We start from the raw sequence: 10,443 nt of genomic DNA, 5'->3' as shown, positions 1-10,443 counted from the left end.
CCTTTATCAACCGCGGGCGGTTGATAAAGGCGCACAGCAAAAACAATCAGGAAAGGTCGACCTGGGCGACGCGAGCGTCGAGCTGCGAGACGATTGCCTCGACCTCGGCGTCACCGACGACGCGATCGACGCGCAAGATGACAGTTGCGCCTTCGCCTTCGGCATCCTGGCTCAGTGCTGCTGCGAGGATGTCGACGCCCGCGTTTCCGAGGACGGTACCGAGGACACCGAGAACGCCCGGGCGATCGCTGTAGTGAACGACGATGTTGTGGCCCTCGGCGCGCAGGTCGAAGCTGCGTCCGTTGATGTTGACGATCTTCTCGACCTGCTGCAGACCGGTGAGTGCGCCCGTGACCGACGTGACCGTGCCGTCGGCGGCAACTGCACGCACCTCGACCGCGCTGCGGTGGGCAAGAGCCTCCGAGTGCTTCTCGACCGACACGGTCACGCCGCGCTGCTCGGCCAGTGCCGGAGCGTTGACGAACGTGACGGCCTCATCGCTGCTGGCGGAGAACACGCCGCGCAGTGCAGCCAGGCCGAGGATGTCGACGGTTTCGGCAGACAGCTCGCCGGTGGCGACAACCTGCACGGTCTGCACAGCTTCGGGCGACAACGTCGCAGCGAGGAGGCCGAGCTTGCGGACGAGCTCGAGCCACGGAGCAACTTCTTCGCCCACGGGGCCGCCGGAGACGTTGACAGCCTCGGGAACGAATTCGCCTGCCAGAGCGAGGAGAACACTCTTGGCCACGTCGATACCTGCGCGGTCCTGAGCCTCGGACGTCGATGCTCCGAGGTGCGGGGTGACAACGACGTTGTCGAGCTCGAAAAGCTTGGAATCGGTGCACGGCTCGGTGCTGAACACGTCGAGACCGGCGCCTCGGACCTTGCCGGAGACGAGTGCGTCGTAGAGCGCATCTTCGTCGATCAGACCACCGCGAGCGGCGTTGACGATGATGACGCCGTCCTTGGCCTTGGCGAGGCGCTCGGCGTTGATCAGGCCGGCCGTTTCCTTGGTCTTGGGCAGGTGCACGGAGATGAAGTCGGCGCGCTCGACGAGCTCGTCGATGGTGACCAGTTCGATGCCGAGCTGCGCTGCGCGCGCTGCGGGCAGGTAGGGGTCGTACGCGATGATCGTGGTCTCGAACGCAGCGAGACGCTGCGCGAAGAGCTGGCCGATGCGGCCGAGTCCGACAACGCCGACGGTCTTGCCGAGGATCTCGACGCCGTTGAACTTGCTTCGCTTCCAGGTGTTCTCACGCAGTGTCTTGTCTGCTGCGGGAATCTGGCGAGCGGTCGACATGAGGAGCGCGACAGCGTGCTCGGCAGCGGAGTGAATATTGGAGGTCGGTGCGTTGACGACCATCACGCCGCGCTCGGTGGCTGCGGGGATCTCGACGTTGTCCAGGCCGACACCGGCGCGGCCGATGATCTTCAGCTTGGTGCCGGCAGCCAGAACCTCGGCGTCGACGGTGGTGGCGGAACGGACGAGAATCGCGTCGGCCTCGGGTACCGCGGCGAGCAGCGCCGGGCGGTCGGGTCCGTCGACCCAACGCACCTCCACACCGTCACCGAGCGCCTCGACTGTGGACGGCGCGAGCTTGTCGGCGATCAGAACAACGGGACGGCCAGGCTGGCTCACGTGCAAACTCCCTGATTAGGTGGGTGTGAAGGTGGTTTAACCACCGATAGTTTAGTGCGCGCTCACTTGGAATCCACAACGCGGTAGGCAATACCACATAGTGGACACTTTCGCGGGCAAATTCTCGACGGAATATGAATCCGGACTCAGACGACCCTGAAAACGACTCCGGCCCAATGCCGCGCTGGTTCAACGTAATTGAACCGGCGCGGCATCAGGCCAGTGGAGACGTGGAGCGTGAAACTGCGAATTACGCGGTTTCGGTGATCGGACGATCGACCCAGCTCATCAGGTCGCGCAGCTTCTTGCCGGTGACCTCGATGGGGTGCTCGGCGTTGGCCTTGCGCAGGCCCTCGAGCTCGGTGTTGCCGTTCTCGACGTTGGCAACCAGACGACGGGTGAACTCGCCGGACTGGATGTCGGCCAGGATCGCCTTCATGCGCTCCTTGGTGTCGGCGTCGATGACGCGCGGGCCGGAGAGGTATCCACCGAACTCAGCGGTGTCGGACACCGAGTAGTTCATGCGGGCGATGCCACCCTCGTACATGAGGTCGACGATGAGCTTGAGCTCGTGCAGAACCTCGAAGTACGCCATCTCGGGTGCGTAGCCGGCCTCGACCATGACCTCGAAACCGGTCTTGACCAGTTCCTCGGTGCCGCCGCAGAGCACGGCCTGCTCGCCGAAGAGGTCCGTCTCGGTCTCTTCCTTGAACGTGGTCTTGATGACGCCTGCGCGGGTTGCGCCGAGGCCCTTGGCGTAGGACAGAGCGAGAGCCTGGCCTTCACCCTTGGGATCCTGGTCGATGGCGATGAGCGCGGGAACGCCCTTGCCGTCGACGAACTGACGACGCACCAGGTGGCCGGGGCCCTTGGGGGCGACCATGCCGACGGTGACGAACTCCGGAGCCTTGATCAGGTCGAAGTGAATGTTCAGGCCGTGACCGAAGAACAGCGCGTCGCCGTCCTTGAGGTTCGGCTCGATGTCATTGGTGAAAATGCTCGCCTGCGCGGTGTCAGGTGCGAGCACCATGATGACGTCGGCCCACTCGGAAACCTCTGCCGGCGTACCGACCGTCAGTCCCTGCTCCTGCGCCTTTTCGCGGGACTTGGAGCCCTCCTTGAGGCCGATGCGCACATCGACGCCCGAGTCACGCAGGCTCAGCGAATGGGCGTGGCCCTGGCTTCCGTAGCCGATCACAGCAACCTTGCGGCCCTGAATGATCGACAGATCGGCATCGTCGTCGTAGAACATCTCGACTGCCACAGTTCTCAACCTCTCCTTGGATTTTTACGTGTCTAAAAGTACTAGCGGGTGGCCGTGATCGACTTCGGCCCTCGACCGACTGCCACGACCCCGGACTGAACGATCTCCCGGATACCGTACGGATCAAGCATCCGCAGCAGTGCATCCAGCTTGGACCGAGTACCGGTCGCCTCGATGGTGACGGACTCCGGGGAGACGTCGATCACCTTGGCGCGGAACAGGTTCACCGTTTCGATGACCTGCGTGCGCACGCTTGCATCAGCGCGCACCTTGATGAGCACGAGCTCGCGAGCGACGGATGCTTCACCGTCCTGCTCGACGATCTTGATGACGTTGATCAGCTTGTTGAGCTGCTTCGTCACCTGCTCGAGAGGGAACTCGTCGACCGTGACGACGATGGTCATACGTGAGATCTCGGGGATCTCGGTTCCGCCCACCGCAAGGGATTCGATGTTGAATCCGCGGCGGGAGAAAAGTGCGGAGACGCGGGCCAGCACGCCTGGCTTGTCCTCGACGAGAACACTGAGGGTGTGACTGGTGCTCACTTCTGATCCTCCCCTGTGCCCGCGGCGGGTCCGGCTTGCTCGCGTGACATGGCTTCGTGGATGACGGCGGGCTCGGCAACTGCCTCGTCGTCGTCGAACAGCGGCCGGATGCCCCGGGCCGCCATGATTTCGTCGTTGCTCGTTCCGGCAGCGACCATCGGCCACACCTGTGCGTCGGCGGTGACGATGAAGTCGATCACGACAGGCTTGTCGTTGATGGACTGCGCCTCACGGATCGCAGCCTCGACATCTTCTTCGCGCTCGACACGAATTCCGTGGCAGCCCAATGCTTCTGCGAGCTTGACGAAGTCCGGGATACGGATGGCGCCGTGCGTTCCGAGGTTGGTGTTGGAGTAGCGCTCTTCGTAGAAGAGTGTCTGCCACTGACGCACCATGCCGAGGTTGCCGTTGTTGATGAGGGCAACCTTGATCGGGATACCTTCGAGTGCGCAGGTTGCGAGTTCCTGATTGGTCATCTGGAAGCAGCCGTCGCCGTCGATCGCCCACACCTCGGTGTCGGGCATACCCATCTTGGCGCCCATGGCTGCGGGAACCGCGTACCCCATGGTGCCGAGCCCGCCCGAGTTGAGCCACGTGCGCGGCTTCTCGTAACCGACGAACTGCGCGGCCCACATCTGGTGCTGACCGACGCCGGCGCAGTAGATGGCATCCGGTCCGGCGAGCTTGCCGACGGTCTGGATCACGTACTCCGGGCTCAGCTGACCGTCGGTGGGACGGTCGTAGCTCAGCGGGTACGTACGACGGATGTCATTCAGGTACGCCCACCACTCGGTGAGGTCGAACGTGGTGCCCGTGGCCATGTCGGCACGGATCGCCTCGATGAGTTCGGTGATGACCTCTTTGCAGTCGCCCACGATCGGGACGTCCGCGTAGCGGTTCTTGCCGATCTCGGCCGGGTCGATGTCGGCATGGATGACCTTGGCGTCGGGCGCGAAGGAATTCAACTGACCGGTGACGCGGTCGTCGAAACGCGCACCGAGGGTGATCAGTAGATCGCTACGCTGCAGAGCGGCGACTGCGGCAACGGTGCCGTGCATTCCCGGCATACCGCAGTTGAGGTCGTGGCTGTCCGGGAACGCGCCGCGGGCCATCAGCGTGGTGACGACGGGGATACCGGTCAGCTCGGCCAATTCGAGCAGTTCCGGCGAGGAGTCGGACTTGATGACGCCGCCACCGACGTACAGAACCGGCGACTTGGCGTCGGCGATCAGACGTGCAGCTTCACGAACCTGCTTGCCGTGCGGCTTGGTCACCGGGCGGTAGCCCGGCAGACGCATCTCCGGCGGCCACGAGAACGTGGTCTGCGACTGCAGGATGTCCTTGGGGATATCGACCAGGACGGCGCCGGGGCGACCGCTTGCCGCGAGGTAGAAGGCCTCGGCCATGATGCGCGGGATGTCGATCGCGTCGGTGATCAGGAAGTTGTGCTTGGTGACCGGCATCGTGATGCCTGAGATGTCGGCTTCCTGGAAGCCGTCGGTACCGATCAGCGAGCGCGCCACCTGCCCGGTGATCGCGACGATCGGAACGGAGTCCATCTGCGCGTCGGCCAGCGGCGTGACCAGGTTGGTCGCACCGGGACCCGAGGTGGCCATGCAGACGCCGACCTTGCCGGTCGCCTGGGCGTAACCGGTGGCAGCGTGGCCTGCACCCTGCTCGTGGCGCACGAGCACGTGGCGGACCTTGACCGAATCGAAGAGTGGGTCGTAAACCGGGAGCACGGCACCGCCGGGAATGCCGAATACCGTGTCGACCTCGAGCTCTTCGAGGGCTCGAACCACAGACTGCGCGCCGGTTACCCGCTCAGGCGGGAGCTGGCGACGGTTGGCCGTCTGGGTTGCGGCAGCCGCGGTTGTCGGGCTCGGTGTCCCTGACTTGCGCGGCGTGGGTTGAGGCCGTGCTGTTGGTGCGCTCACTGGGAAATCCTCTGATTCTGGCTCCGGGCAACAAAAAACCCCCGTCAGCATCTGCTGAGCGAGGGTGGCGCGTCGTTATCTGGTGAGTTGAAAAATCGACTCAGGCGACGACGCGCCGGCCGATTACGAGCAACTCATTCTGTTTCACGCACTCGACAGTAGAGGCGCTAGTCGCGAACGGCAAACTTGGTGAGTCGACCGTCCCAGAATCTGAGATACATCGGCTGCAATGCGAAGATGTAGAGGTGTCAACTTCGCAGCAGCCCGTGCCACCGGCTCAATCATCCCACACGCCGAAACCACTTCGGCACGTCATCCGCATTTCGCAGCTCGCTTACATGGCGTGCGCGTTCCTTCTGTTCGCGGTCAGCTTCCCGATCTTCGGGTGGCCCGTCGCCTTCAGCTGGTTGCTGATCCTTCCGATCATCGCCGTCTATCTCGTCGCGCGACTGCGCACCACCGTCAGCCCTGACGGCCTCGAGGTCCGCTCGACGTTCTCCAAGCGCACCCTCGCCTGGGACGACGTCAAGGGTTTCCGCTTCCCGAAGCGGAGTTGGGCGCGCGCGGAACTCACCGACGGAACCGAGGTGACCCTGCCTGCGGTCAGCTTCGTCAGGCTTCCCGAGATCGCGATCGCCAGCGGCGGCCGCATCACCGATCCCTACGCATCCGCCGCAGAAGCCTTCGCCGCCAAGGAAGCCGAGGAGGAAGAAGCAGCTGCAGAAGCAGAAGCAGAATCCGAGCTCGTCGAGAACACACAGGACCAGCCCGAAGAGAAGCGCCCGTAGCACGCGAGTAGCGTTGAAAGGCCCTCGCTTCTATTTGAGTGGACCAGCAACGATCACATAAGGAACACGCCCATGCCCCCGTTGAGGTCACGCACCACCACCATCGGACGTAATGCTGCCGGAGCCCGATCCCTGTGGCGCGCCACAGGAATGACGGATTCCGACTTCGGAAAGCCGATCGTCGCCGTAGCGAACTCGTACACCCAGTTCGTACCCGGCCACGTGCATCTCAAGAACGTGGGCGAGATCGTTGCCGAGGCCATCAGTGCGGCCGGCGGCGTCGCTCGTGAGTTCCACACCATCGCAGTCGACGACGGCATCGCAATGGGCCACGGCGGAATGCTCTACTCGCTCCCGAGCCGCGAGATCATCGCCGACTCGGTCGAGTACATGGCAAACGCCCACACAGCCGACGCACTGGTGTGTATCTCCAACTGCGACAAGATCACTCCCGGCATGCTCAACGCTGCAATGCGTCTCAACATCCCGACCGTCTTCGTCTCCGGTGGTCCGATGGAGGCCGGTAAGGCAGTGGTCGTCGGCGGCGTGGCCCAAGCCCCCACCGACCTCATCACCGCGATCTCCGCCTCTGCCAACGATGCCGTGTCCGACGAGGGCCTCGACGAGGTCGAGCGCAGCGCGTGCCCGACATGCGGGTCCTGCTCCGGAATGTTCACCGCCAATTCCATGAACTGCCTGACGGAGGCCCTCGGCCTCGCATTGCCGGGCAACGGCTCCACGCTGGCAACTCACAAGGCTCGTCACGCACTCTTCTCTCGTGCGGGCACCACCGTGGTCGAGGCTGCCCTCAAGTACTACCGCGACGGCGACGAGTCGGTGCTGCCACGCAACATCGCGACCCCGGCAGCGTTCCGCAACGCGATGGCTCTCGACGTCGCCATGGGCGGTTCCACCAACACCGTCCTGCACACGCTGGCTGCGGCGCAGGAAGGCGAGGTCGACTTCGACCTCGACACCATCGACGCGATCAGCCGAAAGGTTCCGTGCCTGTCCAAGGTCTCTCCCAACTCGGACTACCACATGGAAGACGTCCACCGCGCCGGCGGAATCCCCGCCCTGCTCGGTGAGCTTCGCCGCGGCGGACTCCTCGAAACCGACGTGTCCACCGTGCACACCAAGAGCTTCGACCAGTGGCTCGACGACTGGGACATCCGCTCCGGCAAGGCAACCGACGAGGCAATCGAACTCTTCCACGCGGCTCCCGGCGGCGTGCGCACCATCGAACCGTTCTCCACGGACAACCGTTGGTCTGCCCTCGACACCGATGCGGCCGGCGGCTGTATCCGCGACGTCGAGAACGCCTACACCGTCGAAGGCGGCTTGGTTGTCCTGCGCGGCAACATCGCACTCGACGGCGCAATCCTCAAGACGGCCGGCATCGACGAGGAACTGTTCTCCTTCCAGGGCCCGGCGCTCGTCGTCGAATCCCAAGAAGAAGCCGTCTCGGTCATCTTGCAGAAGAAGATCAAGGCCGGCGACGTTCTCGTCGTGCGCTACGAAGGCCCCAAGGGCGGCCCCGGCATGCAGGAAATGCTGCACCCCACTGCCTTCCTCAAGGGCGCAGGCCTCGGTAAGGAATGCGCACTGATCACCGACGGTCGTTTCTCGGGCGGAACTTCCGGGCTGTCCATCGGTCACATCTCCCCTGAGGCTGCTTCAGGCGGAATCATCGGTCTCGTCCAGAACGGCGATCAGGTTCGCATCGACGTCGCCTCGCGCACGCTCGAGATCCTGGTCGACGACGACGTCCTCGCCGAGCGACGCGCGAAGATGGAGGCCTCGGAGCGCCCGTGGCAGCCGGTCGATCGTCAGCGCACCGTGACGACAGCACTGCGCGCCTACGCCGCTCTGGCAACGTCCGCCGACAAGGGCGCGGTTCGCTACGTTCCGTAAGTTCTGCCACGAATCGAAAAAGATCCCCGGCCGCTTTTCGGCCGGGGATCTTTTCTGTAAGCGTGCGTGCGGCTCGAGACGCGCGTAGCCGATGTGACAGTCACACAAGGTTTTCGGGCAGTCGGACGTGCGGCAACCAACTCAGCTCCACGAGAATGCTCGCCAACGGGCCACGGCAGAGGGTCGACAGAGTCGGGTTCATGTCACCTCGGAGAAGAACGCGGGACCGACTGCGTCCGAACACGCCATACTTCCTCCGGTGTTGTATGAGCTTGAACCACAACCCAATCCGATCATCCCGTCGCCGACACACTCTGCCACGACGCGTGATCGACGCTCGACCGGAACCAGGTACGCGGTGGTCCTCTCGCCTGTCGCCCAGATACGGGTGAAATGGGACGTGCTGGTACAGCGACAGTGCAACTCATCGACAGCAAGACCGACCGACAGGTACCGAATAACCGGGCGACACGCGGAGCACCAACGGGACGATATGAGCTATCAGACATTTCAGACCGAATCGCGCGTCCGGCTCGTGAGCGAATTCACTTGGACGTAGGGTTTCAGACACCAGCTGATCAATTCAGATACATGAGGGGGGATGACTTTCAGTCAGGTGATCATTTCGGTCAGTTCGAGCGAGCTGACTTGCACACGGCGCTCACCAGTGGTTCCCTCATCAGGTCGCTGAGACGCACATCACAACGACGACAGTCAGCCACCGCCCGTCACCCACAAGGTCGACGGGAAACAACCAAGGAGCAATACATGCCCGGAGTCGGCATATGGCGCACCAAATCCGTCGAGCAATCGATCGCGGACACCGACGAGCCTGAGACAAAGCTCAAGAAGGAACTGACCGCGAAGGACCTCACGGTATTCGGAGTCGCCGTCGTCATCGGCGCAGGCATCTTCACGCTGACTGCTCGAACCGCAGGCAATGTCGCAGGACCCTCCATTTCACTGGCATTCGTTCTCGCTGCCATCGCCTGTGGCCTCGCCGCGCTGTGTTACGCGGAGTTTGCCTCCACCGTCCCCGTCGCAGGCAGCGCATACACGTTCTCCTACGCCACGTTCGGGGAGTTCGCCGCCTGGATCATCGGCTGGGACCTCATTCTCGAGTTCGCTCTCGCCTCCGCCGTCGTCGGCAAGGGTTGGTCGCTGTACCTCGGCAACGTCATCGGGGCCAGCGGAAGCACCACCGCCCACATCGGGTCGATCAGCTTCGACTGGGGCGCTCTGCTCATCATCGGCGCGATCACGCTGATCCTCGCGATCGGCACCAAGGTTTCCTCGCGAGTCTCCGCAATCATCACCGCTATCAAGATCGCAGTAGTCCTGCTCGTCATCGTCGTGGGCGCGTTCTACATCAAGAAGGAGAACTACTCCCCCTTCATCCCGCCGTCCGAAGGAACCGAGAGTTCTGCAAGCGGAATCCATCAGACCTTGTTCTCCTGGCTGACCGGCGCAGGCGGAAGTAGCTACGGCGCTTACGGATTGCTCGCAGCCGCCAGCCTCGTGTTCTTTGCCTTCATCGGTTTCGACGTCGTCGCCACCACCGCCGAGGAAACCAAGAACCCGCAGAAGTCGTTGCCGCGAGGAATCTTCGGCTCGCTCGCCATCGTCACGGTTCTCTACGTTGCCGTCACGCTCGTACTGACCGGCATGGTCAAGTACACCGAACTCAAGGACGGCAGTCCGCTGGTCGGCGATTCCAGCGCCACCCTCGCAACCGCATTCGAGGCCAACGGCATCGGTTGGGCACAAACCGCCATCAACTTCGGTGGCCTGGCCGGCCTCACGACAGTTGTCATGGTCATGATGCTCGGCCAGACCCGCGTCCTCTTCGCCATGTCCCGTGACGGCCTCATGCCGCGCAGCCTGGCCAAGACCAACGCCAAGGGCATCCCGATGCGCATCACGTTGATCGTCGGTGGCATCGTTGCCGTCCTGGCAGCGTTCTTCCCCATGGGCACGCTCGAAGAGATGGTCAACATCGGAACGCTGTTCGCCTTCGTCCTGGTTTGTGTCGGTGTCATCGTCCTTCGCCGCACCCGCCCCGACCTGCCGCGCGGATTCCGCGTCCCGCTGGTGCCGTTCGTTCCGATCGTCGCCGTGCTCGCCTGCGGTTGGCTGATGCTCAACCTCTCGGTCGAGACCTGGATCCGGTTCCTCGTCTGGATGGCCATCGGTGTGCTCGTGTACTTCGCCTACGGTCACCGCAAGTCGGTCCTCGGTCGCAAGCTCAAGGACGGAACGGCCATCCCGTCCGCGAACGCCGACCCGGTACTCGTCAAGGACTGATCCTTCATAAACGAACCGCCGCTCTCCGATTCGGTGAGCTGCGGTTCGTTTG

At 63.4% G+C, this 10,443-nt stretch carries 7 protein-coding genes; 3 read left to right on the top strand and 4 right to left on the bottom strand.

Annotation, left to right across the window (positions count from 1 at the left end; all coding sequences use genetic code 11):
- Positions 1-46: 46 nt before the first annotated feature.
- The 4 genes from serA to RWT78_RS14005 form a co-directional block, all read right to left on the bottom strand.
- Complete coding sequence (gene serA, locus RWT78_RS14020) at positions 47-1,639, bottom strand: phosphoglycerate dehydrogenase (protein WP_003944758.1); 1,593 nt, start codon at positions 1,637-1,639, stop codon at positions 47-49.
- Between the two features lie 250 nt (positions 1,640-1,889).
- Positions 1,890-2,891, bottom strand: coding sequence for a ketol-acid reductoisomerase (gene ilvC, locus RWT78_RS14015; RefSeq protein ID WP_314676289.1), 1,002 nt, complete (start codon positions 2,889-2,891; stop codon positions 1,890-1,892).
- A gap of 53 nt (positions 2,892-2,944) precedes the next feature.
- On the bottom strand, positions 2,945-3,448 hold the full coding sequence (gene ilvN, locus RWT78_RS14010) for an acetolactate synthase small subunit (RefSeq protein WP_003944718.1): 504 nt from the start codon (positions 3,446-3,448) through the stop codon (positions 2,945-2,947).
- A complete protein-coding gene (locus RWT78_RS14005) occupies positions 3,445-5,385 on the bottom strand; it encodes an acetolactate synthase large subunit (protein ID WP_030535411.1) in 1,941 nt (646 codons plus the stop codon). Before RWT78_RS14005 ends, ilvN begins: the two co-directional genes overlap by 4 nt.
- Positions 5,386-5,651: 266 nt before the next feature.
- On the opposite strand from RWT78_RS14005, the gene RWT78_RS14000 reads away from it, so the two are divergent.
- The 3 genes from RWT78_RS14000 (at position 5,652) to RWT78_RS13990 (ending at position 10,391) form a co-directional block, all read left to right on the top strand.
- Positions 5,652-6,173: a PH domain-containing protein gene (locus tag RWT78_RS14000; protein WP_039973093.1), complete on the top strand. Its 522-nt coding sequence runs from the start codon at positions 5,652-5,654 to the stop codon at positions 6,171-6,173.
- Between the two features lie 72 nt (positions 6,174-6,245).
- A complete protein-coding gene (gene ilvD, locus RWT78_RS13995; protein ID WP_314676281.1) occupies positions 6,246-8,087 on the top strand; it encodes a dihydroxy-acid dehydratase in 1,842 nt (613 codons plus the stop codon).
- 768 nt (positions 8,088-8,855) lie between these two features.
- Complete coding sequence (locus RWT78_RS13990; protein ID WP_003944693.1) at positions 8,856-10,391, top strand: amino acid permease; 1,536 nt, start codon at positions 8,856-8,858, stop codon at positions 10,389-10,391.
- Positions 10,392-10,443: the final 52 nt, after the last annotated feature.

The organism is uncultured Rhodococcus sp. (assembly GCF_963525155.1).
GTDB classification, from domain to species: domain Bacteria; phylum Actinomycetota; class Actinomycetes; order Mycobacteriales; family Mycobacteriaceae; genus Rhodococcus_F; species Rhodococcus_F qingshengii.
This window is presented reverse-complemented; position numbering and strand designations above follow the sequence as displayed.